Raw genomic sequence first — 24,348 nt, forward strand, 5'->3', positions numbered from 1 at the left:
ATCACTTAAATAAGTAGATTAGAACAACGACTTGCTATTGCTTTACACAGAAGCCATCAATGAGTAACGCAAACACGCCTTTTTGTTCGGCGTAGTCGATAAATTTCTGCTATAGCTAATAGCAGAAAACCCCTTAAATCTTAAGGTATTATTATGAACTCGATGGTCAGCCATCCCAATTATCAACATCAACACCTCGCCAAACTATGCGGCTTACTACTTGGCCCATTAAGCTTAATTGCGACTCTCTTTATTCCACCTCCCTTTGAAGGGCTGCCCCAACAAGCATGGGTGACCATGGGATTGGCCACCATGATGGCAATTTGGTGGGTCAGCGAGGCAGTTCCGATCCCCGTCACCTCATTTTTACCAATGGTCTTGTCCCCACTACTCGGCATCGCCAGTTTAAAAGCTGCCACCGCATCCTTTGCTCATCCCTTAATCTTCCTATTCATGGGCGGATTTATGCTGAGTCTGGCGATGGAACGATGGGATCTGCATAAACGAATAGCACTAGTCGCAATGCTCACCGTCGGGGACAAACCAGCGCAACAAGTAGGCGGATTTATGCTGATCACCGCTTTTTTAAGCATGTGGATGAGCAATACCGCCACCGCAGTGATGATGCTCCCCATAGGGCTGTCGATCATTGGGATGATGTCCAAACAAGAGCAGCAACCAGACTTCAGTGCCGCGCTACTGTTAGGCATTGCCTATTCAGCAAGTATTGGGGGGGTAGCCACCCTGATTGGTACCCCCCCCAACGCTTTACTCGCAGCGTATTTAGCCGACTCCTACGATATCCACATCGGCTTTGGCGAATGGATGCTCATCGGTTTGCCACTCTCAATTTCGATGTTATTCATTACTTGGATATGGCTAACTCGAATCAACTATCGCTTACCCAATCGAAGCCAGGGAAACTCAGCTGAAATGTTACGTCAGCAACTCCATCAATTAGGCCCAATGAAGCCACCGGAGAAAGTTGTCGCCGTTGTATTTACCCTAGCCGCTTGTGCATGGATCTTACGCCCCTTGTTGGCGTCTTATAGCGGCTTGGCGATCAGCGATACCGGGATCGCCATGATGGCTGCCGTCAGCCTGTTTGTCATTCCAGTGGATTGGCGTAAACAAGTCATGGTGATGGACTGGGATACAGCCAAAAAATTGCCATGGGGAGTATTGATGTTATTTGGAGGAGGCTTAAGTTTAGCGGCCCAGATCAAAAGTTCGGGGATGGCTGACTTCATCGGCCTCAGCTTAAGCGCAGCCTCTACCTATTCACTGATTTGGGTGATCGTTATCGTCACCACAGCAATCATCTTCCTTACCGAAATCACCAGTAATACCGCCACCGCGGCAGGTTTTCTGCCACTGCTCGGGCCAATTGCCGAGTCGATGGGGTCGAACCCGATGATATTAGTGGTTCCGGCAGCCTTAGCTGCCAGTTGTGCTTTCATGATGCCCGTTGCAACTCCACCCAACAGCATCGTATTTGCTTCTGGTCAATTACATATTAAACAAATGGTTAAAGCTGGCTTTATGCTTAACCTCGTCGGTATCGTATTGATCAGCCTTTTTAGTTACTACTTAATCGAAATCATACTGCTGTCTTAATACAAGCCCAGCATGTGCGAGTCAGGTGCTGACTCGCGCTATCAATCACTCATCAGCTAGGCAAGTTTGAAACGCGCAATAAAGTGAGTCAGCTCATTAGATACATCTTGCAGCTCATCGCTGATTTCAATACTCGTCAACTCATTGCTACGGATCTTTTCAACAAAACTTTCCACCCGAGACATGTTAGTTCGAACTTCCTGCATAATGGTATTTTGCTGATTAGCGGAGCCTGACATATTAGCGTTCAATTGATGAATTCGCTCAGTAGATTCACGCATCAAATCGAGTTTTTCCATCATCACTTGAGTAATAGCTTGAGAAGAATCACAGCTCGCATGAGTATCATCCATTCTGGAGCTAATATGATGACTGGTTCTCCCCCAAAAATTCAACATGTCATTGATTTGGGTGGTACACGCCGTTGTTTTTGCCGCCAAGGCTCGCACCTCATCCGCCACAACCGCAAAACCTCGACCTTTATCGCCTGCCCTGGCTGCTTCAATCGCCGCATTCAAAGCCAGTAAGTTTGTTTGATCGGCAATAAAACCAATGGTAGAAAGAATATCGCCAATATTTTTGGCCCCTTCATCCATCTCAGATATCGAGTTCGCCACAACACTAATATCTTCAATTAACACTTGCACACTATGAACAGCCTGCTTGCTAGACTCACTGGACTGCTCAACATTAACACGAACATTTTGGGTATATTCGGCGGTTTCGTTGGCCCCTTCTGCGATATTATCGGAAGAAGCACTCAGCTGCTCGATAGAGCGTACAATTTCTCGGCTTTCAGCATTATGTTCCTCAATCGCCGAAATATTACGCTTAGATTGCTGACTAAGCTGTTGGATCACCGTGTTAATATGCACATTAGATTCTGAGATATGTACAAAAATCTTCTGCAATTGGTCGGTAAACATATTAATTGAATGACAAATCTCTCCCAACTCATCCTTAGATTTAACTTCCAAGCGCTGAGTTAAATCCCCCTCTCCCTGGGAAAGACCATAAACCAGAGTTCGCAAACGGATTAAGGGTTTAAAGGTAAAATGTAATATAAAAATACTCAGAGAAAGCATAATCAAGGCACAGACTATCAAATAGAAGTTGATGCTTTCATTAATAGACTTGGTGATTCTATGTATATCCGCCACGTCGATAAAACTATTTAAGTGCCAAGTCTGGCCATAAAAATTTAATGTTCCTTCATTCACTTCTAAATTAACACTTGGCTTATTTGAATAAATCAAGGTGTCATTATCAGAAGTAATTTGCAAATAAGTGTTGATTTTATGAAAACGTTTAACTAGAGATCCTAAGTATGTCAAATCAAGCGTAAAAAAATCGACAATATTATTTTTCTTCTTCGAAATAATAACGACAGGTACACCATCTAATATCGATACCTGGCTAACCTGAATACCATCGGGGTGATTTTTAACCTGCTTGATGTAAAGGCTCGCTTCTGCTTTAGGCATGCTTCCCTTATCACTAAGGGCTAAATTATTAATCACCTTTACGACACTTAAAAAACCCAATTTATCCTTGGTTGAACGGATCGCCATAATTCCAAAGTCGACACTTTGAATGAGATCAACTTTCGCTTGAATACTTCTTTCAACCTCTCCACGGATCAAGTTGACCTGACTTTCTACATCACTCACATAGGATTTATAAATATAGGCACTAATCACATGGCGAACACTAAAGTAGGATGAAATGATAGTGACCATAATGGTTGCTATCATCAAGGCGATGATCTTATTTTTAAACGAGAGATACTTCATTTATTTACGATCCTAAATAACCTCAACTCAGCATAAGCAACAGCACTCTATTACGATCTAAAGTCCATTCAGCTCTAAGCTTGCCTGCTACCGTTTGATAAAAAACGAAAAAAAGCGGTGCAATCATGCACCGCTCTGTTCTAATCGGCCTACCACCAAGCTTCGATTTGAACACCTAGTTTGACTGAATCTTCATCTTGAGCAACCTGATCAACAACATTAAAAGATTTTCCTTCGGTATCTTTAAAGTAACTTGCGTAGAAACGAATCTCAGGGCGAGCAAAGAAGCCTTCACCAGTGGCTAAGACTTGTGAAATAGTCACTTTGTTACCACCAGTTTTGCTTTCAGAACCGCTAACCAATTTCTTAGTTTGCGTAAAGTAGCCTAGTTCTAATACTGTTTTATTGTATTTAGACCAGTTATAGGTCGGACGAGCGACTAATGAAAGCAGCGTTTCATCGTCAACTTTAACACCATTTACAACACCGTGGTCTTGCGCATAACCGTAGGTAAACACATGATCAATAATGATATTATCACCAATGTTAATATCACCAGTATTAATCAAGCGGTAACCTTTAGCGCTATTTACATCACCACTCCATACATCATACCAACCACCGCCTTGCGAGACCGCGTTTTGCGCTAGGCCTTTGTCCATGTATTGCAATACAGTTTTGTTGTAACCCATAGAGAAGCTTTGACTTAGTTCTGCAGTAAGCATCAAGCCATTGTCAAAATCTACGTTATCCTTTTCTTGCTGGTCGGTAGGATTGGTCATACCGTAATCAATACCAACTTCTACCCAAGCGCCCTGCCAAGGTTTCATTCCCGCATAACGAACATCAACATAGTTGATGTTTAAACCATCCTGGTCACCACGAATAATTGCCGTCGACAATGCACCAGGGCCCATTTGAACCCCCTCCAGACCAAAACCGTAACCCGATACATTCCAGTATTTGGTATCGATAATGTGCAAATCATGACGCTGATAAAAACGTTTACCCGCCCAAACGACCGCTTCTGGAGCAGCAGCAATATACCCTTTGGCTTGCATATTTAACTGCTTGATCGAGAAGTTCGCACTGTCATCGGTGGTCTTTTCTGTCTCAGAAAAACCATCAGATGACATTTCAAACATGCTTTGAAAATAGACACTCTTGCCATCGTCGTTAAATAATTCCTGACCTAGGCCAATTTCAGAATAAGTATCAAATTCATTTCCTAGACGACCAAGCTTTTGCTTCTGAAATTCGTCGCCGCCTTGCACACCGCCGCCGGCTGTATCAATACCTATTCCAGCACGCACATAACCACTAAAATCTACCGCAGACGCTGGCGCTGCCACCATTGCAAGAAGTACCGCAGAAACAACCGGTTTTAAACTATTTTTCATCATAACATCCTTATACTTTTTGTAATTATTGCATCTAGCTTTTCTTTTATAACAAGCCTTAGCCAGAACACATTGTAATATTATTAAACAACAAAAATTCGCGACATTCACCCAACAAATGGAAACGTTTACATTTTTTACTTAATTTTATTAACTTTTGCTATATGAGTCACATATATTGATGGAACTAAAAAAAAGCCAGCTTTTAATAAGCTGGCTAAGACATTACAAGGAATAAGGTTTATAAGGCTATATTGGTCTGCTAAATACTTTTACTTCATAGCCAGAAAGTTTAATTTGAGCATTTATTAAACTATGCTGAGTACTTTCATCAACATAGTTTGTATCATCTAATAATAATTCTTTCTCTTGGGTTGAAAAATTCATGACAAATAGATACTCAGTGCTTTGATTGTGACGCTTGGTGACCGATATCCCCTGAGGTAATTCGCTATTGATCACCCTCGTTAAGTGATGGCGGCGGATAATCCCTTGATAAAAGTCACGGTTAAAATCGAGACTGTTCTTAGACGTAATATAATAGGCGTAACCTTCGCCTTGGCGATTACAGGTGACAGCTGGCATCCCCGCAAAAAAGTCACTATTGTATCGCGCGATAACCTCAGCCCCTTCGCAATGGATTAATTCACATAGATGGCGCGCTTGGTATGATCCACTCAGACCCAATGGATTAATTGGCTCTGCCACAACTTCTATCCGCTCTTCATCGTAAAGGGAATCTATCTCTTCGGCCCAAATGCCAAGGGTATGACGTAAAGGACTGTCACTTCCGCCTGGGAATCCACCTAAAAAGCACAAATCATTTTGATCAACAATGCCACTCCAATAGGTGGCAACAAATACCCCACCCTGATTAACGAAGGCTTCGATACGCTCTGCAACACCGGGTTTAATCAAATAAAGCATAGGAGCGACAATCACTTTGTATGTAGAGAAGTCAGATAACTGTTCGATGACATCACAGTTAATCCCCTGCTCCCAAAAACCTCGGTAATTATCATTCACCGTTTGCTCATAAAACAAACCTTCATTACGTGGGCCTTGCGCATCATCCATAGCCCAACGACTTTCCCAATCAAAAATAATGGCAACTTCTGCTGCCGTTCGACTGCCGGCGAGTCCCGAAAGCTGTTGTAGTCGTTGGCCGACTTGTGCCACTTCTTTACCGACTCGAGTATCAACATGACCGACATGATCGACCACTGCACCATGGAACTTCTCTACCGAACCACGGCTCTTACGCCACTGAAAATACTGCACCGAATCTGAACCATGAGCAACAGCCTGCATTGAGGCAAGCAAATGCATCCCTGGTTTCTTCAACTTTGTCACTGGTTGCCAGTTGGTTTGGCTTGGCGTTGACTCCATTAATAGGAAGGGTTGGTCTTTCAAGCTGCGCATTAAGTCGTGATACATTGCGGTATAACAGGCCAAACCCAGATCATCCTGCCCCTGATGCCACAAGGGATAACTATCCCAAGAAGCAATATCAATGGCCTGACTTAACTTCCAGTAATCATAATCGTAGAAATACTCCATTAGGTTTGCAGTCACCGGCAGCTTGGCATTCACTTTTTTCAAGGGCTTAACTTCTTGCACGCAAAAGTCGGTGACTTGTTCACTCACAAAACGTTTCCAGTCCAACTTCAAACCATGCACTGAATTTTCGCCGATTGACGAAGGCGACTCAATTTGTGACCAACTCGAGTAATTATGACTCCAAAATTGGCTCCACCATTTTTGATTCAGCTCATCCAGGCTCTGATACTTATTTTGTAACCAAAGCCGAAATGCACTTTGACACTCATCACAATGGCAATCGCCACCATATTCATTAGAAATATGCCATGCTATCACCGCTGGATGGGAGGAATAACGCTCAGCCAATTGCTGATTAATCATTGCCACCTTGGCGCGATAATCGACCGAGGTATAACAATGGTTATGCCGTTCGCCATGCAATTGCTTCACCCGTGCATTGTTCACGCGCAGCACACTGGGATATTTTTGCGATAACCACGCCGGACGAGCGCCACTAGGGGTTGCTAAAAATACCGAGATATTGTTCTCGGCCAAACGATCCAGCACCTGATCCAACCAGCCAAAATTGAACTGGCCTTCTTGAGGCTCTATCGCCGCCCAACTAAAGATGCCAACCGACATCACGTTGCAGCGAACTTGCTTCATTAATTCAATATCTCGTTCGAGAATATCGGGACGATCTAACCATTGCTCTGGATTATAATCCGCCCCATGGAGCAAACCCTTTACATTTGGAATAATTGGCGAAAAATGACTCATAATATGTCCTTAAAACAATGACTACTGACCGTTAAACACTTGCATTGAAGGCAAAACATTTCCTTCAAAATCAAATAAGGCTTGGTTATCCCAAGAATTACCCGCCTGCCAATGATCATCGGTGTAAGTCATACCCTCTTCAGTTGCCCAAGTTGCATTTGCCACCGGTAACCATGCAGGTTCCCAGTAGAAGAGCCCTAAGCCCTGTTGATCAGGCACATTATTTAGTAATTCCATCATGTCTTTGAGAAACTTAGCTTGGCCAAGCACCGATACCGGATAGCCCTCAGCAGGCGTTTCACCGGTATAAGCGTTCGCCAACTGGTCACCATTTTTAGCGGTATAGGCGTAAGACGTTTCGGCAATAATCACCGGTTTGTGGTAGCGTTTCACGACATCCGCAATATTGGCTTTCACCGCCGCCACAGGCCCATGCCAGAAGGGGTAATAAGACATACCAATAATGTCAAAATCAACATCACGCTTGGTTATCTCGTCGAACCACCATCTAAACAGACCGTTATCACCCGCCTTCGCGAGGTGAAGCATAATTTTTACTTGCTGATCACTCCTGTAGGCGGCCTTTACTGAGGTGATACCTGATTTAAGTAACGCAGCCAAACGATCAAATTCTTTGCCATCGCCTCCCCAGCTTTTTCCTTCAGGCCATAACATGCCACTGTTTAACTCATTTCCCACTTGCACCATATCTGGCATTACCCCAGCGTCACGGTGGGCCTGCATCACCTCGGTTGTATAACTCCCCACTTTGCCTACCAATTGCTCAAAAGATAATGTCTCCCAGCCCTTCGGTTTAAACTGTTTTCCCGGATCGGTCCAAAAATCACTGTAGTGAATATCCAACAAGTACTTCATGCCGAGTTGATGAGCGCGTTGGCCAATATCAATTGCCCGAGCTAGGGTCGAATTACCACCACCATAAGGTTTACCGTCTAGCGTTTGTGGATTCACCCACACCCGCATACGTACATAGTTAATCCCATGTTGCTGCATAATTTTTAAGGGATCCATCTGCTGGTGATCTTGATAGTATTTTCCACCAAGCGCCTCAACTTCGGGGATCATCGAGATATCTACCCCTTTAATAAAGTCACTGCGTACCTGAGCTGGAACGATTGACTGTAGCTGAGGTTCAGCATTGGTCTGAGCTGACGAAGACGTGACTGACTGACAGCCCGCTAAGATAACAGAGCTTGACAACACGGCTGCCAAAGAAAGTAGAGTTAAATGTTTCATGGTTACCCTTTTGTGCTTCCTGCGGTTAATCCTGATACAAAGTATTTTTGTAGGGACAAATATAAAATGGCGACTGGAATAGATATCAATACTGCTCCAGCTGCGTAAGTTGTATAACTGGCACCCATTTTTTCGACAACCAAGTTGTACAAACCAATTGGTAAGGTGTAATTGTCGGGGGTACGTAAAATAGTGGTCGCCAAGATAAAATCGCCTAATGGTCCGGTAAAGGAAAACAAAGCGACGACCGCAATAATCGGTTTGGACAAAGGCATAATGATTTCGATGAAGATCCGAAAACTTCCCGCACCATCCATTCGTGCAGACTCGTCCAAGTCCTTAGGAATCGCATCCAAGTAACCTTTCATCAAGTAGGTATTCATTGGGATCATTCCGCCGACATAAACCAATACCAAAGCGATATGGCTATTAATGAGTCCCAACATTTGTGCCAGAACAAAAATGGCGATAAGGGCTGAAAATTGCGGCACCATTTGCAGCAGCAAAAACAGCACTAAGCCATTCTTTCTGCCTTTAAACCTAAACCTAGAAAAGGCGTAAGAAGTACAGCAAACACTAATTAGCGTTAAGACCATAGTCATGACACTAATTTTCAAACTATTCCAATACCAAGTTAAATAAGACACTTTGTCATTTTTAAATAGGGTCAAATAATGACTTAAAGTCGGTTGATCAGGGAATATTGAATCGCCCATGATGCTATTACCTGGATAAAAAGATGCCCCCACCGTCCACATCAAGGGATAAATAATGATGATACTTATCGCGATAATTAGCAGATAACTTAAAGATAACCGAATATATTTACTACGTTTAATGCTCATCGTGAATCCCTTAAGCGACTTCTTTGAAAGACTTGGTCATACGGAATTGCCATAGAGCAATACCCACTACAAAGATAGAAAGAAGCAGAGTAATCGCCGCTGCGATAGAATATTGGGAAGAAGACATGGTTAATTTATAAATCCATGACACCAGAATATCAGTTCCACCTGCATTACTGCCAATCACCGCCGGACCTCCATTATTAAACAAATAAATAATATTAAAATTATTAAAGTTGAAGGTATATTGAGTAATTAGAATGGGTGCTATCGAATATAAAACCAAAGGTATGGTAATGGTTTTTAATTGCTGATATTTACTCGCGCCATCAATAGTCGCCGCTTCATACAGGTCATTCGGAATCGCCTGTAGTACCCCAGTAGTCATCGCAAATACAAAGGGGAAACCAAGCCATGTTTGAATTAAAATTAATGCTGTTTTAGTCCAGAAAGGGTCAGTTAACCAAGACTTAGGATCAATCCCAAAGGCATGTAATACGACGTTATTTATTACCCCAAAGGTTTCATTAAACATCCCAGTGAAAATAAGGATGGTCACAAAACCGGGGACCGCCCAAGGTAAGATAAAAATAGTTCGAATCAGCGGTTTAAACTTAAGATCTTTTTGATTCACCAGAATCGCTAATAAAACCCCCACCGTGCACTGCAGAGTGGTCGCAAGCAAGGTCCAGATCACGGTCCACTGCAACACATCTATAAAGGTCTTCCGCCATAGATTAATTTCAAAGATATTGATGAAATTTTTAAGGCCAACCCAATCCACTAACTTCGCTGGCGGAGAATTGTATAAATTGTAATTAGTGAAACCAATAGCAAAACCGAAAACGATGGGAAAAACCACCACAAATACCAACAAAATAAAAGCTGGCGAAATCATTAAATAGGGGAAACCAGACTCGAGCACCGTACGATATTGGCGACGAATAGAATTAAGTTCTTTGCCTTGATCTCTCAGTTTTCCATTAATATAGGCATCGTAAATCGATAAGGCGTAAACCCCGATCCCAAACACAGAAACGATCACCGAAATAATACCCTCGGCAAGTAGAAACACAGAGTTATCTTCTGGCAGTGATTCACCTAAAGTGAATAACCCCCAGTAGCCTGATGTTAAAAAATCATGAAAAACCCCAACAAAACTTAGTACGAAAATAAAAAATATCACCGATTTTGCCAGCTGCTTATTATATAACTGACCTAGCCCGGGAATAATAGACAAGCAAGCCGCATAAATACGGTGCTGAGTATTAGAATTAATATTGCTCGGTGATATATCTTGAGACATCGAAGGCATAAATTTTTCCTATACAACTATGTCAGCCTGAAACACTCAGGCTGACAACCACAGACTATTGGCCCATCATCGCTTGATTGGCTTCAATCTGCATTTCAATCGCTTGTACTGCACTATCTAATGCATCTTTTGGCGTCTGTTTACCTGTAGCAATCAGTTGCAAGGCACTATTAGCAGGCCCCCACACTTCATTCATCTCAGGAATCGACGGCATTGGAGTGGCATGTGCTGACTGCATCGCAACCGCTCTCGCACCAGGATTATTTTTAACAATCGGATCATCAATCAAGGCTTTTACTGCTGGAACTTCACCAGTCAGTTCGAAACGACGTTTGGCGTTGTCATAGTTATTAATGAACTCGATATATTTAAGAGCTAGATCTTTATTTTTAGAGTAGGTCGAAACACTGTAACTCTTCACCCCCATGAACGAACTCATCGGTTTACCGTTAGGTAAAGTCGGCAGCGGCGCAACACCGAAGTTAATGCCAGCTTCTTCATAAGGTTTAAAAGACCAAGGGCCGGTCTGTACAATGGCAGCTTTTTTACTAGTAAATAGTGAATCAATCGCATTCGCACCAGAGTCGCCTATGATACCGCTTGGAAATGCACCATTTTTAAAGAATTTCTCGATATATTGACCACCTGCAACCGCACCATCAGTATTCAATAGCAAGTGCTTCGCATCATAAGAACCATCGGCGTTTTTAGCGAAGATATCGCCGCCCATTGCTTTCACAATTCCGTAGGCATAATAAATCTCGTCCCATTTAGCCAACAGACCATAATTACCCTGCTCGCGGGCTTTTAACGACAACTGATAAATCTCTTCCATGGTGGCGGGCAGTTCGGGTAACAAATCTTTGTTATATACCATAACTACGGTTTCTACAGCCTTAGGGATCCCATACAACTGACCTTTGTAACTCAAGGCGTCTATCGATGATTTGGTAAAAGTATCAAGAACTGCAGCATCCACCTTCAACGGCACCAACAAACCTTGAACCACCGCACTACCAATTTGATCGTGAGGTAAGTTAATCACATCAGGACCAGTCCCTGCTGGGCCATCCATCCGTAATGACTCAACTTGGCCGCCATATGGCAGTTCCTGAACCGACACTTTCACATCAAATTTTTGTTCAAATTGCTTCGTTGCTTCTTCATTACCAACTGCTTTTTGAATGTCTTCCCAGACCAACAACTTAGATTGAGCAAACACTGTTGCAGAGCTCAAGGCACTCCCCGCAATAAGTGCGACCGATACTGCTTGGCAAATCGTAAGTTTTTTCATCACGTCTCCTGAATTATTTGTGTAGGATTTATCGCTTATATTGTCGTCAGCCCTGCGCCAGAGAAAACGATTACACCGCAAAGATACGCCTACACAATGCGCAAATTCCACACTAAATAACTATATTCGTGAGCACATACGCAAAAAAAAAGAAAAAAAGGGGTAACGTTTACACTCTCTACGTATAATCCAATGAAAACCTTATCTATCTAATTTGGGAAAACGCCTTTGTCCTCTGATGAAACATATGGCAAAGCGAAAACTAACTCGAGGAAATCCCCTATGGCTTCAATTAAACTAGAGAATGTTGTAAAGCGTTTTGGCGCGACACAGACAATCCATCATGTAAATCTGTCCATTAATAATGGGGAATTTGTGGTTTTTGTTGGACCATCAGGTTGTGGTAAATCAACCCTGCTACGTATGATTGCGGGTCTAGAAGATATCAGCGAAGGTACTATATCAATTAAAGATCGGGTCGTTAACGATGTTCAACCGTCCCAACGAGGCGTGGCAATGGTCTTCCAATCCTATGCCTTATACCCACATATGACCGTCGCCGAAAACATGGGCTATGCCCTAAAAGTGAGTAAAACCCCCAAAGAACAAATTGCAAAGAAAGTTCACCAAGTGGCGCAAGCCCTGCAACTTGAAGCCTTGTTAGACCGAAAACCAGCGCAACTATCTGGCGGTCAACGTCAACGCGTCGCCATTGGTCGAGCAATTATTCGTAACCCAGATGTATTCTTATTTGATGAACCCTTATCCAACTTAGATGCCGAACTACGAGTCGATATGCGGCTACACATTGCCAAACTGCACCAAGAACTAAAATCAACCATGGTCTATGTTACCCATGACCAAGTCGAAGCCATGACTTTGGCAGATAAAATAGTGGTGCTTAAAGAAGGAGCCATTGAGCAATTTGGGAGTCCAATGGATCTTTATTACCATCCAGCGAATAAATTTGTAGCTGGTTTCATCGGTTCACCCAAAATGAACTTTATACCCGCAACCGTCTGCCATTGGTCAGAAGAAACGCTTCGAGTAAAAATTGCAGGGCAAACCCAAGAAACCAGCTTAAATATTAGCACCGAGAAATGCGCACTAGGTGACGAGTTAACTTTAGGGATCCGACCAGAACACCTCAACCTAGATGCAGGTGAGTTTGCTATCGAATTTCAATCTGAAGTGGTCGAGCGTTTAGGCAGCAGCACCTATGTATTTGGTCAAAGCTATGGCATCGAAAACTTTAAATTTCTTAATTCTGGAGATTGCCCACTCAAGCCTTATACATCAATGACGCTTTACACCGATACTGATTCTATTCATGTATTTAATCCGCAAGGGCAAAATATTAAACAATTTAAACCAGTCCTTGAAAACGCAGCCAACGCCTAAGGTCAGCGGAGTATTCAAGATGATTGCTGCAGCGGTTTGTCGACTGTTTCGATAAGGAGAAACCTGTGCTATTTAGTTGTAAAGCAGGCAATATTTCCCTCGACAAATGCTGCCTGGCAGTTTAAGTGGTGATTGAACGATATTTGCGCTGTTCACTCTGTTTCATGGTTCTTAGCGCGAAATATCGACCGATCGATAAGAGCCCCAAAATAGCTGTGCTTTTATCATTTTTGCTAAGCCCCTAGTGTTAAATATGCTCATTTTCATGTTTAATGAGAAACTAATTTTCAATGATTGTACGCATGGAATGCGTCACAACAGCCCATTAATACAAAGAGGTAATAATGGCAACCATCAAGGATGTCGCCAAGCAAGCGGGAGTCTCCGTTGCGACTGTATCTCGAGTCATTAATAACTCCGGGAAATCTAGCCAGGCAACCAAGGTTGCGGTGAAAGCGGCAATGAAAGACATTGGCTATCGACCCAACGCCAACGCCAGAGCATTAGTCAACCAATCAACCAATACCATCGGGGTATTAATTGGCGATGTTTCCGATCCGTTTTTTGGCGGCATCGTCAAAGCAATCGATATCATCGCGCTACAACATGGAAAACACTTGCTCATCGGTAACGGCTACCACAATGCCGAGATCGAACGCAAAGCCATTGAACTGTTAATTAATAGTCGCTGCGAGTCACTGATTGTTCATAGTAAAGCCTTGAGTAATGAAGAGCTGATAGAATTTGCCCATGAAATACCTTCGATGGTACTGATCAACCGCTTTATCCCCGAAATAGCTGAGCGCTGTATTGCCTTGGATAACCACAAAGGCTCCTATCTCGCGACCGAATTTCTGATAAAAAAAGGCCACACATCCATCGGCTATATTTGTTCGAATCACAATATTGAAGATGTAGAACAGCGGAAGAATGGCTACATCGATGCCCTCAAGGCTTACCAGCTTGAGCACAGTGCAAGCCATATCGAATACGGTTCTCCCGATGAAAAAGGTGGAGAGCAAGCCATGACCAATCTACTGACCAAAAACTTACCCATTACGGCAGTGGCAGCCTATAACGATTATATGGCAGCAGGGGCACTATCAATCATTGAGGAAAATGGCATCAAGGCCCCTGAAGAGATGTCATTAATTGGTTTCGATGATGGCCTGATTGCGAAGTACTTACATCCCAAATTAACCACGATCCGCTATCCGATCCAAATGATGGCAGAAAAAGCGGCTAATTTAGCTTTAAAACTGGCAAACAAAGAGCCATGTTATAATGACATACAGATTTTTGTGCCCACTTTAGTACAGCGTTTATCGGTCGCAAATAAATAATTCACTGGTACGAATCGTACTTGTAATACGGCCCGCACTAGCCACGCAAGCGATTCGACCCGAGCGAGCACAACAAGCCACGGATCCATCACCCACGATCAGTGAATGCCAAGCCGCATCATCAAAAAACTAACGAAGGGTGTAATAAAAAGTTAAATACACCTTTTAATCGCGAAAGTTATTAAACTGAAAGGGCTGTTCAAAATCAGCAGCGCGCATCAAGCTCATCACCGCTTGAAGATCGTCGCGTTTCTTACCCGTTACTCGAACTTGGTCACCTTGAATAGAGGCCTGCACTTTCAATTTTGCATCTTTAATTTGCTTGACGACCTTTTTAGCAATAGCTTGATCGATACCATTTTTAAAATTAACCATCTGCGAATAAGTCTTGCCAGTATGAACAATATCCGCAAGATCGATAGCCTTGGTATCAACCGAGCGTTTCACTAAAGTTCCCCGCAATATATCAAGCATTTGATTAAGCTGAAATTCAGCTTCGGCGGTCATTTTGACGCTGTCGTCTTTATATTCAAAGCTGGCTTCCACCCCGCGAAAATCAAAACGGATCTCTAATTCACGAGCGGCATTCTCACACGCATTACGAACTTCTGCGCTTTCTATTTCTGAAACGATGTCAAAAGAAGGCATGTTTTCTCTCCCTTTAGATCTGGCCTTATGCGAAAATATTGCATTATATCCCTTTGTCAGCAAAAGAGTATGGTGTGGTGGCGAACCAACGCAGATTAATCTTCCGTAGCCTATTTTTCATTAGTCTAATTACAGTATTTGTATTAGCGCTACGCCCCATGGCACTGCAAGGCCCATTACAAAACACCGATAAAATTTTACACTACGGCTGCTTCTTCTATTTGGCTTGGTTAGCTCAATTAGCCCTATTTTCAAATAAAATAAACCTACTCTGCTTGCTAGCATTTGGTGCGCTGATCGAGTTATGCCAAAGTTTTACCAGCTATCGCCAAGCATCGGTGGCAGATCTACTGGCCGATTTGCTGGGCATTGGTAGTTATCTATGGTTGAGTCGTTGGGCATTATTGAAAAAGGTGAATCGATGTATCACTGCGCAATAATCGGCGCTGGTGCCATTGGGGGCTGGTTGGCCGGACATATAGGGCTGCAAAATTCGGTCTGTTTTGTCGATAGTCGACAAACAGTTCCCAGCCAGTTAGCGCTGAGCGTCACCAGTTTAATCAAAGGTACAATCCAGCTGGATGTACCGGTACTCACTCAAATACCCGGCTGTCATTGGCTTATTATCTGCGTGAAAGCCCATCAAGTGCGCCCAGCCATCCAACACCTCAAGTTCCCCAAAGATTGCCAAGTATTACTAATGGTGAATGGTTTAGGCGCCCACACGCCACTATTAAGCCGCGTTGACACGGGTCATCTTTGTTTGGCCAGTAATACCCATGGCGTTTTGCTACAACAAAAAACAGCCGGGCAATTAAGCGTGAAACATACCGGTTTAGGTAGAATAGACATCGGCTCGGTGATCCGCAGTCAGGCTGCACCTGAGCATTTCAACTCGATTCAAAACGCCATCGCCCCTTTACTGTGGCAAGACAATATCTATCAAGCCTTGTGGTTAAAATTGGCAGTAAACTGCTGCATCAACCCGCTCACAGCCATCCACAATTGCACCAATGGCGAGCTCCTACAAACGCGCTACCGCCAACAAATCGGCGCGTTGAACCAAGAACTTAGCCAAGTGGCCCAAGCCGAGGGGATAAACTTATCTTCGCAAACCTTAACTGACACGGTATTGATGGTGGCTAGCAATACCGCCCACAACTATTCCTCAATGCAGCAAGACATAAAACATCACCGACCCAGCGAAATCGACTACATTAATGGTTATGTAGTTCGCTTAGCCGAAATCCACCAGCTGCCTTGTCAGCACCATAAAGCATTGTTGGAACAAATTAAATTATTGGAGAGTCACCATGGATAAAGTGATGGTAGCACTTGCTTCTGGCAGTGAAGAAATAGAAGCGGTGACCATAATCGACGTATTACGACGCGCTGAAATAGAGGTCGATGTAGTCAGCGTCGATGCCGATGAACAACTACAAATCACAGCGTCTCGGGGTGTGAAGCTGGTCGCAGACAAGTTGCTCTCGCAGATTTCCGCTAACGACTATTGTATGTTTGTACTACCGGGAGGGGTCCCCGGAAGCGAACGTTTTCGAGATAGTGAAGGCTTAATCACCATGCTGCAACAACGCCATGCTCAGCAGTGGTTAGCGGCTATTTGTGCAGCCCCCGCTATCGTACTGGCACACCATCAGCTGCTGGGTCGAGCTCAGGTAACGGGTCATCCGGTTTTTCAACAAAGACTGCCCAAAACGCAACGAACCAAGCAACGAGTGGTGGTGGATCACCCCCATAAACTCATTACTAGTCAAGGACCGGGAACAGCCATCGAATTTAGCCTGGCGCTAGTGGCACAAATTAAAGGGCAAGCACTCGCTAACTCGATTGCAATACCGATGATCATGGCCAAATAGCCTCAACAATTTTCTTAGTCCAGCCAACAAAAATTTATGCTTCGCCTCGTGATTGCAAGTAACAATGTCGATGACGAGCCGACATGTTCTAATAGCAACCACTGTAGACTCAATAAATTTTAAATATGCCAATAGTCTCCGGCCACTTGCAAGTGTGAATGACCCAGATTTTTGGCTAATTCAGCGACAACATCTTGATTCGAAAAGTCTATGAGCGCCAACGCAATCAAACAAAGAACAATAAAGCCTTCTTAGTTTAACCTCATGTATTTTCAAGCAACAATGATCAAATCAAACTTGGAAAAAAATGAAAAAGAAGATTCTATAAGGGAGTCAAACTTAGCGCCATGGGCACTAAGTTTGACTAACAAGCGAGGATTATTTAATCACAACGCGGGCATTACGCGCCTGTACTGGGCGATTATTAGGGTGATGTAATACTTCAACAAATTGCTCGATTTGCTGTTTCGATGCACTCACCGGCTGTTTCATCACTAACCAAACCACACCTTCGCTACAAGGCGGCGTTGTTAACGAGCCATTAAAACGATAGTAATCATGATCTTCCGGAAGCAGACTAAGGGCACTCACTTGCTGCTCAAGCTTGAATTTCTCACCCGTTTTATGCGGCAATTGTGCCCACGCTTTGGCAAGCTCTGGATTTGTTTTACCTTCTTCAAACATCACCGCCACAACCGCTAAATGGCCTTCAGCATCGGCATGTACAAAATGAGCTTCCATTGGGAAAGACTGGCCTTCAATGGTATTTTCACTCGGAGCATGAAAATGAAATTGCTTCAGCTCAAAACTGTGACCGTCAACACTCAGTTTGCTACCAGCTGCATAATTGACTTGCACCGCATGGCCATTGTTCAAAATTTGCTGACCCGCCACTTGATAGTCAAAAGACAAGGGCGCTAATTCGCCTTCGACGCTGTCACTGATATCGATAGGTGACTGATTGACACCACTCGCGCAAGTCGCAAAAGCGGGTGACAATTCAGCCCAATGCTCCGGGCCTTGATGTCCGGTATAGCCCCAATGATTACCTTCTTGAGCAATGACGGTACTAGATATAAGCAGCGCTGAAGCCAATACACTCAGTTTAATCGAAGCCTTATTCATTCATTATTTCCTTTTTATTGATTACACGATATGTCATAAAATTATGCTGATGACTTTTATACGGCCTGCTAAGCAAAACACCAACCATTAAGTCGAGATAAACTTGTTCAGCTAAGCAAAGTAAAATTTACGCCCACAAATGCCTCTTCAAAATATCTGGAACAAATCATCAGTTTTAACAACAGCTGCAAGCGCGACGTACCGGTCGGTATCATCTGAGGCAAGTAAGGCAAGGCAAGCTCAGCTTATCACTGACAAAGCGGTTGTTGCCCCTGTTCGCAGATTTCCAAAGCGGTATAGATGATCGGCGCAAGTGTTTTACCCTGACCAATTGAATGGAGTGCATAGATGGCCTGATACCCCATATCAAAGGGCCTTTGGCCGACATTGCCATGGGCGAAACCTTCCGCTAACAACTGCTTTTGCTTCGGTAATGTATCCCCAAACAGCAAGATCAATTGGCGTGAGTTAAGTCGGTCAAGGTAAGGACTGACCGAGTCAGTATATTTTAAGGGCGTTGCTTGGGCCCCCATACCCAAGGTAATCAATACATTTAGCAAGTCTGGAGAATACATATGTAAACGGATCATTTTATCTAAAGTCGTCAGCCCTCTATCGGCATCGTCATCGGCAAAAATAGGACAGCGGGTATGCTCTTCCCAGAGCGGCGCTTCATCTTGATTATTATTCCCTAACGCGGCATATAGGCCACTGATGCGTTCCTGCATATTGGTCGCGGCACGGTGACCGGAAAGCACGCAAAATACCCCGCCTTGTGGCCTAAGACGCTGAGCAAGTAGGCCCAGTTGATAGCCAAACTGAAAGTTATCGCTACCGATATAACTATAACGTAACTGAGGATTTTTCAGCAAAGCGACTTCAGAAAAATCCGAATCAAAGGTAATCACCGGGATATTTTTTTCGGCAGCTAACAGCATACTTCGCTTGGTCAACACCCGAGAGTTAATCACCGAAACCGCAATCCCATCAATTCCCGATTCTATTTGCTGACTAATAATCTTATCTTGAAAGCGAGCATCGGCTTCTTCGGGGCCTAGATAGAGACACTCAACATTTAGCTCTGCCGCTGCTTGCATGCAGCCTTTTTCCACAGCATCAAAAAAGGGAGAATCGATACTTTTTGGGATCACTAAATAGCGGAGTTTATGCTGCTGCGCCATCGCCTCAAAGCTCAGAAAAAAAACCGCTAAAATGATCAATAGAGATTTCATGGTGACACCGCGTCTGATTAAGCACTGTTATAAGCTAAGTCAATAAATCAGCCTTGGTAAAGAGAATATCCAGCATTTGAATACCTGATCACGCTTTGTGAAGGGGAGGCGTAAAATAAGCACTAAATACAATCTATCCGCAGCTAAAAATAACTATTTGAGGTTCAACGAGTCTGTTGATTAACGGAACGCATCGCTCGGAAATTGAAAAGGGAGAGCCGATGGCTTGGTTTTTTTGTATGGTAAAGACAAACAAACAGATAAGAGGTAAGCGCTATGAATATCAACCGTAGTGGATTCTCGGCTCTTAGTAGAGGGCGTTCAGTATTCTGCGATGCTGATTGTAAACCTTATAATCATTGTTGAGGGCTAAAGCCAAAAGCATTAACCAGTCGACAAAACGGTTATTAAGGAATGCTAAAACGCCCGAGGCTCGGCGAAAGCCACGCACTACATCAATGGCAAAGTGGCTGTTGCCCCTGCACACAAACTTCTAAATCAGTATAAATGATTGGCGCAAGTGTTTTGCCCTGCCTAATGCTATGTAGTGCGTAAATCGCCTGATACCCCATATCATAGGGCCTTTGGCCTACATTTCCATGAGCTAAGCCTTCGATTAACAACTGTTTTTGCTTAGGTAAGGTATCGCCAAACAGCAAGATCAATTGTCGTGAGTTAAGTTCCTTGAGGTAGGGGCTAACAACGTCGGTGTATTTTAATGTTAATGTTTGAGCGCCGGTACCTAGATTAATTAACACATCTAATAACTCAGGAGCATAGGCATGTAAGCGCAGCATTTTTTCTAAATTAGAGAGTGCTCTATGTGCATCATCATCAGAGTAAATTGGGCAGCGAGTATGTTCTTCCCAAAGCTCATTCTTATGCTCATCATTGAGTTTTAAAGCCGCATACACGCCAGCCATGCGCTCTTCCATATTCGCCGCAGCTCGATGTCCAGACAAAATACAAAAGACCCCTCCTTTCGGTTTTAAGCGCTTGGTTAGTAGGCCTAATTGATAGCCAAACTGAAAGTTATCACTGCCAATGTAGCTATAACGTAATTGAGGATTATCTTGCAGGGCTTGCTCCGAAAAATCCGAATCAAAGCTAATGACCGGGATGTTTTTTTGGGCTGCCAACAACATACTACGGTTAACCAACACCCGAGAGTTAATCACCGAAACCGCAATCCCATCAATCCCGGCGTCTATTTGCTGACGAATGATGGTATCTTGAAAGCGAGCATCCGCTTCTTCGGGCCCGAGATAGAGACACTCAACATTTAACTCGATCGCAGCTTGCTTGCAGCCTTTTTCCACGGCATCAAAAAAAGGAGAGTCGACACTTTTGGGGATCACCAAATAACGGAGTTTTTGCGCCTGCGCCATAGTCCCAAGACTCAGAATAAAAACCGTTAAAATAGTCAGTAAAGACTTCATGCTGATACCGCGTCTAGTGATAATCCTTTAATAAGCTAAGACAACAAATCGATCTTGGTAAAGAGAACATCTAGCATTTGGACACTCGGTCACGCTTTATTGAAAAAGAAAGTACCCAGTAAGCGCTGAATTTTTCCTATCGGTAAATGTAAAACAAGCATGCCTAGACAACACCGCTAAGTCTCAAGTTAAAAGCGAGGCGCTATGATTTGCTCACTCTTGCTCCGTATAGAGCTTGGCAAACTGCCGATAACGCGCCAAATTTACTCCTCGATCAGAGTAACCGACTCGAGACTGCGAACGAAAATGAACTTGCTGTTGTCGCGGGTCAAAGTACAGCTCAACATCGTCGCGAAAGCGCAGCTTAGCGGTAATAAACACCGTGTGAACATAAACTTCATTACGGAGCATCACTTGGTTGTTCCCCATTTTCGCCAACGCGCCTAAAGCAGCCAATTGAGTTTGTTTTAAATCCCCTTTAAAGGGTAACGCCGCAACTTTTTTACTCTCGTTTTGAGCTTCTGTTGACACGCCATTAGGCGTGCTCGCCAGCGCAGCTAAATGACCATCCTTGAGGCCGAGGTTGCTTGGCATTTTGAGGTTTTGATAACTCATCCCCCCAAGCAATACCAGTAGTACCAAAACCGTCCCAAGCAACACCATCTTCATTATCTCGCCTATTCACCACTCAAACCTGTATTCACGACTATAGCTCACTGTAAAGCAAAAAAAAGCCAAGCACTTCGCTAAAAGTGCTTGGCTTGTTCAGTCTTTTTAAATAGTTAAGCTTGCGGGCGCATCGCTGGGAATAAGATAACATCACGAATAGTATGGCTGTTGGTGAACAACATCACCAAGCGATCAATGCCAATCCCCTGCCCAGCAGTCGGTGCTAAACCATGTTCTAGCGCAGTAATATAATCTGCATCGTAAAACATCGCTTCATCATCACCGGCATCTTTTTGTGAAACCTGGTCTTTGAAGCGTTGATCTTGATCTTGTGCGTCATTTAACTCAGAGAAACCGTTGGCAATTTCACGCCCACCCACAAAGAATTCAAAACGATCGGTAATCATCGGATCGTTATCATTACGACGAGCTAAAGGAGACACCTCCGCTGGATATTCGGTAATGAAAGTCGGTTGAATCAAACGGTGCTCAACGGTCTCTTCAAAGATTTCGGTAATCACTTTACCAAGACCCCAATTGGCTTGCACTTCAATACCAAGTTGCTTCGCCACTGCGCTGGCAGCCTCGAGACTTTGCAACTGTTCAACACCCAGTTCAGGGTTGAAATCCAGAATCGATTGCTTCATTGGAATACGCTGATAGGTACTCCCAAAATCAAATTCTTCGTCACCATAACGCACTACGCTTGAACCCAATACTTCTTGGGTAATGCTGCGCAACATCGATTCGGTGAGATCCATTAAATCTTCGAAGGTTGCATAAGCCATATAGAATTCCATCATGGTGAATTCTGGATTATGGCGAGGTGATAAACCTTCGTTACGGAAGTTACGGTTAATCTCAAACACTCGCTCAAAGCCACCCACCACTAAACGCTTCAAATATAGCTCTGGCGCAATCCGCAGGAACATCTCTTGGTCGAGGGAGTTATGGTGAGTCACAAATGGACGCGCAGTCGCGCCACCAGGAATCACTTGCATCATCGGTGTTTCCACTTCCATAAACTGATGTTTAATCATGAATTGACGGATGGCTGAGATAATTTTAGAGCGGATCATGAAGGTCGTACGTGAATCTTCATTCATGATCAAATCAACATAACGTTGGCGATAACGTTGCTCTTGGTCGGTTAAACCGTGGAACTTCTCAGGCAAGGGACGTAGGGCTTTGGTCAATAAAGCGTAGTCATCCATATTCACATAGAGATCGCCCTTACCCGACTTGTGTAGCGCTCCTTTAACACCAATAATGTCACCGATGTCTAAGCCACCGATTTCTTTAAGCGCTTGTTGTACCGGCTTTGGCGCATAAGCTTGAATACGACCAGAAACATCTTGTAACACCAAAAATGGACCACGTTTCGCCATAATACGACCTGCAATGCTCACCACATTACCGGCTTGTTCAAGCTCATCTTTAGACAGTTCACCAAAACTTTGCAGTAAACTGTCTGCTAAATGCTCACGTTTGAAATGATTTGGATGGCCATTGGCTGCACAGTTTTCGCGGATCTTGTCTAACTTAGCGCGACGCTCTGCAATTAGTTTATTTTCTTCTTGTGTTACTTGTTCCAGACTTTGTTCTGTTTGTTCCGACATGTGAAAACCTTGCTCGTTACAGCCCTGATTTAAGGCTAGCTTCAATAAATTTATCTAAATCACCATCTAATACTGCTTGAGTATTTCGGTTCTCAATACCAGTACGTAGATCTTTAATACGTGAATCATCTAAGACATAGGAACGAATTTGACTGCCCCAGCCAATATCCGATTTAGTGTCTTCTGCTGCTTGCTTTTCAGCGTTTTGCTTTTGCAGTTCCAGTTCAAACAACTTGGCTTTTAACTGCTTCATCGCTTGATCTTTATTCTTGTGCTGAGAACGGTCATTTTGGCACTGCACCACAGTATTGGTAGGCAAGTGGGTGATCCGTACTGCAGATTCAGTTCGGTTCACGTGCTGACCACCTGCGCCAGAGGCACGATAAACATCAATCCGTAAATCGCCGGGATCAATATCAACTTCGATACTATCGTCGATTTCAGGGTAAATAAATGCCGATGCAAATGAAGTATGGCGGCGACCACCCGAATCGAAAGGCGACTTACGAACCAAACGATGTACCCCAGTTTCAGTCCGTAACCAGCCATAGGCATATTCACCACTCACTTTAATGGTGGCACCTTTAATCCCCGCGACGTCGCCATCAGAGACTTCGACAATTTCAGTTTTAAACTGATGGGCCTCACACCAACGCAAGTACATGCGCAACATCATGTTGGCCCAATCTTGTGCTTCGGTGCCACCGGAGCCGGACTGAATATCGATATAACAATCGCTTTCATCCATTTCACCAGAAAACATTCGGCGAAACTCGAGTTTTTCTAACTGAGTCACCAAGTCCGCCGCTTCTACTTGTGCTTCTTCAAAGGTTTCCTCATCTTCCGCTTCCACCGCTAGTTCAACCAAACCAGCAACGTCTTCAATACCTTGCGTCAGATTATCAATGGTTTTTACCACTAACTCTAAAGCCGAGCGCTCTTTACCTAAAGCTTGGGCGCGAGCGGGATCATTCCAAATTTCAGGTTGCTCTAATTCGCGACTAACTTCTTCTAACTGCTCTGCCTTGGCATCGTAGTCAAAGATACCCCCGGAGTACTTCTGTACGCTCTTTAATATCTGCCAGAGAATTATTCACCGAATTAATTTCAAACATCTTGTAATGACCTACGTCTGAGTACCAAAAACGCGCA

Annotated in this window: 20 protein-coding genes; 6 read left to right on the forward strand and 14 right to left on the reverse strand. The window is 43.7% G+C overall.

What is annotated here, in order from left to right:
- Positions 1-162: 162 nt before the first annotated feature.
- A complete protein-coding gene (locus ACRRSY_RS17040; protein WP_432456152.1) occupies positions 163-1,617 on the forward strand; it encodes an SLC13 family permease in 1,455 nt (484 codons plus the stop codon).
- 56 nt (positions 1,618-1,673) lie between these two features.
- On the opposite strand, the gene ACRRSY_RS17045 is transcribed toward ACRRSY_RS17040, so the two are convergent.
- The 7 genes from ACRRSY_RS17045 to ACRRSY_RS17075 form a co-directional block, all read right to left on the reverse strand.
- Positions 1,674-3,410: a methyl-accepting chemotaxis protein gene (locus ACRRSY_RS17045; RefSeq protein ID WP_432459935.1), complete on the reverse strand. Its 1,737-nt coding sequence runs from the start codon at positions 3,408-3,410 to the stop codon at positions 1,674-1,676.
- A gap of 149 nt (positions 3,411-3,559) precedes the next feature.
- Positions 3,560-4,813, reverse strand: coding sequence for a maltoporin LamB (lamB, locus tag ACRRSY_RS17050; protein WP_432452064.1), 1,254 nt, complete (start codon positions 4,811-4,813; stop codon positions 3,560-3,562).
- A 246-nt stretch (positions 4,814-5,059) separates the two neighbouring features.
- Positions 5,060-7,132 (reverse strand): beta-galactosidase, encoded by a 2,073-nt coding sequence (locus tag ACRRSY_RS17055; RefSeq protein WP_432463697.1) that lies wholly within the window; start codon positions 7,130-7,132, stop codon positions 5,060-5,062.
- Between the two features lie 21 nt (positions 7,133-7,153).
- Positions 7,154-8,389, reverse strand: a complete 1,236-nt coding sequence (locus ACRRSY_RS17060; protein WP_432452062.1) for a glycoside hydrolase family 53 protein — start codon at positions 8,387-8,389, stop codon at positions 7,154-7,156.
- A gap of 2 nt (positions 8,390-8,391) precedes the next feature.
- A complete protein-coding gene (locus tag ACRRSY_RS17065; RefSeq protein ID WP_432452061.1) occupies positions 8,392-9,234 on the reverse strand; it encodes a sugar ABC transporter permease in 843 nt (280 codons plus the stop codon).
- Positions 9,235-9,244: 10 nt separating this feature from the next.
- Positions 9,245-10,549, reverse strand: a complete 1,305-nt coding sequence (locus tag ACRRSY_RS17070; protein WP_432452060.1) for an ABC transporter permease subunit — start codon at positions 10,547-10,549, stop codon at positions 9,245-9,247.
- A gap of 55 nt (positions 10,550-10,604) precedes the next feature.
- Positions 10,605-11,843 carry an extracellular solute-binding protein gene (locus tag ACRRSY_RS17075; RefSeq protein ID WP_432452059.1) on the reverse strand — a complete coding sequence of 413 codons (1,239 nt, stop codon included), beginning with the start codon at positions 11,841-11,843 and terminating at the stop codon, positions 10,605-10,607.
- 282 nt (positions 11,844-12,125) lie between these two features.
- On the opposite strand from ACRRSY_RS17075, the gene ACRRSY_RS17080 reads away from it, so the two are divergent.
- On the forward strand, positions 12,126-13,244 hold the full coding sequence (locus ACRRSY_RS17080) for an ABC transporter ATP-binding protein (protein ID WP_432452058.1): 1,119 nt from the start codon (positions 12,126-12,128) through the stop codon (positions 13,242-13,244).
- Positions 13,245-13,588: 344 nt separating this feature from the next.
- On the forward strand, positions 13,589-14,587 hold the full coding sequence (locus ACRRSY_RS17085) for a substrate-binding domain-containing protein (RefSeq protein ID WP_432452057.1): 999 nt from the start codon (positions 13,589-13,591) through the stop codon (positions 14,585-14,587).
- 165 nt (positions 14,588-14,752) lie between these two features.
- Here the strand turns inward: ACRRSY_RS17085 and ACRRSY_RS17090 are convergent, their stop codons facing one another.
- Entirely contained in the window at positions 14,753-15,235 is a 483-nt protein-coding gene (locus ACRRSY_RS17090; protein WP_432452056.1) for a YajQ family cyclic di-GMP-binding protein, read from the reverse strand.
- A gap of 74 nt (positions 15,236-15,309) precedes the next feature.
- On the opposite strand from ACRRSY_RS17090, the gene ACRRSY_RS17095 reads away from it, so the two are divergent.
- The 3 genes from ACRRSY_RS17095 to ACRRSY_RS17105 are packed head-to-tail and all read left to right on the forward strand — an operon-like array spanning position 15,310 to position 17,112.
- Positions 15,310-15,675 (forward strand): VanZ family protein, encoded by a 366-nt coding sequence (locus tag ACRRSY_RS17095; protein WP_432452055.1) that lies wholly within the window; start codon positions 15,310-15,312, stop codon positions 15,673-15,675.
- A complete protein-coding gene (locus ACRRSY_RS17100) occupies positions 15,618-16,556 on the forward strand; it encodes a ketopantoate reductase family protein (protein ID WP_432459937.1) in 939 nt (312 codons plus the stop codon). The genes ACRRSY_RS17095 and ACRRSY_RS17100 overlap by 58 nt, the downstream gene beginning before the upstream one ends.
- Positions 16,549-17,112 carry a DJ-1 family glyoxalase III gene (locus ACRRSY_RS17105; RefSeq protein WP_432459939.1) on the forward strand — a complete coding sequence of 188 codons (564 nt, stop codon included), beginning with the start codon at positions 16,549-16,551 and terminating at the stop codon, positions 17,110-17,112. The genes ACRRSY_RS17100 and ACRRSY_RS17105 overlap by 8 nt, the downstream gene beginning before the upstream one ends.
- 378 nt (positions 17,113-17,490) lie before the next feature.
- Here the strand turns inward: ACRRSY_RS17105 and ACRRSY_RS17110 are convergent, their stop codons facing one another.
- The 6 genes from ACRRSY_RS17110 to prfB form a co-directional block, all read right to left on the reverse strand.
- Positions 17,491-18,237, reverse strand: a complete 747-nt coding sequence (locus ACRRSY_RS17110; protein ID WP_432459940.1) for a carbonic anhydrase — start codon at positions 18,235-18,237, stop codon at positions 17,491-17,493.
- Between the two features lie 248 nt (positions 18,238-18,485).
- The gene (locus tag ACRRSY_RS17115; RefSeq protein ID WP_432452051.1) at positions 18,486-19,469 is read right to left on the reverse strand and encodes a substrate-binding domain-containing protein; all 984 of its coding nucleotides are present in this window, start codon (positions 19,467-19,469) and stop codon (positions 18,486-18,488) included.
- 455 nt (positions 19,470-19,924) lie between these two features.
- Complete coding sequence (locus ACRRSY_RS17120; protein ID WP_432452050.1) at positions 19,925-20,908, reverse strand: substrate-binding domain-containing protein; 984 nt, start codon at positions 20,906-20,908, stop codon at positions 19,925-19,927.
- A 213-nt stretch (positions 20,909-21,121) separates the two neighbouring features.
- Positions 21,122-21,577, reverse strand: a complete 456-nt coding sequence (locus ACRRSY_RS17125) for a DUF1499 domain-containing protein (RefSeq protein ID WP_432452049.1) — start codon at positions 21,575-21,577, stop codon at positions 21,122-21,124.
- Between the two features lie 113 nt (positions 21,578-21,690).
- A complete protein-coding gene (gene lysS, locus ACRRSY_RS17130) occupies positions 21,691-23,172 on the reverse strand; it encodes a lysine--tRNA ligase (protein WP_432456151.1) in 1,482 nt (493 codons plus the stop codon).
- 40 nt (positions 23,173-23,212) lie between these two features.
- Positions 23,213-24,311, reverse strand: a protein-coding gene (prfB, locus tag ACRRSY_RS17135; protein ID WP_432452048.1) for a peptide chain release factor 2 whose coding sequence is annotated in 2 segments (ribosomal slippage) — positions 23,213-24,235 and positions 24,237-24,311 — 1,098 coding nt in all. Because the reading frame shifts where the segments join, the coding sequence is not laid out codon by codon here.
- Positions 24,312-24,348: the final 37 nt, after the last annotated feature.

It is taken from the genome of Agarivorans sp. QJM3NY_33 (assembly GCF_050870865.2).
Classification (GTDB): Bacteria; Pseudomonadota; Gammaproteobacteria; order Enterobacterales; family Celerinatantimonadaceae; genus Agarivorans.